Annotated in this window: 1 protein-coding gene; it reads right to left on the bottom strand. The window is 56.7% G+C overall.

Features of this window, described 5'->3' with window-relative positions; all coding sequences use genetic code 11:
* Nucleotides 1-53: 53 nt before the first annotated feature.
* Nucleotides 54-338, bottom strand: coding sequence for a hypothetical protein (locus tag AC1RPQ_RS07915; RefSeq protein ID WP_281106384.1), 285 nt, complete (start codon nt 336-338; stop codon nt 54-56).
* Nucleotides 339-466 lie beyond the last annotated feature (128 nt).

Raw genomic sequence — 466 nt, 5'->3', positions numbered from 1 at the left:
AGACTGAAAGCGGCACACTTCATGAAGCGAGCGCATGTATTCGATGCCTCGCATCACCGGACCCCGGAGCGTGCCAGCCACGCACTGAACGCGGCCTGCGTCTCTGAGGACGTAAATCTGTACGCGCCCTCGTTGATGTATGACACAAGACTTGTATCCAGCTTTTCGCGCATCGCCCAGTCAAGGAACCGCGAGAACTCACGGTTTGCTGTCGTGTCCCCTGTCCGGCGCAGCCACACAACGATCCCGACCATGACGAGTGCGGCCACGACAGCAATCACCGCGAACACGACGAGGGTTGACACAAACAGCTCTTGATTTGACAAATGATTAATCATTGAGCAGCTCCTTTGTCTCTCGGTCGAAGAGTTCGGCACGTCGATCCACCATGTACTCCAGCGCACCCTTCAGCGATGCGTCCAAAAACGAGTCGATACGCCGAGCAAACGCCACGGCCTGTTCTTCC

The organism is Dellaglioa sp. CoH-57-MRSF-21, from assembly GCF_056781915.1.
This window is presented reverse-complemented; position numbering and strand designations above follow the sequence as displayed.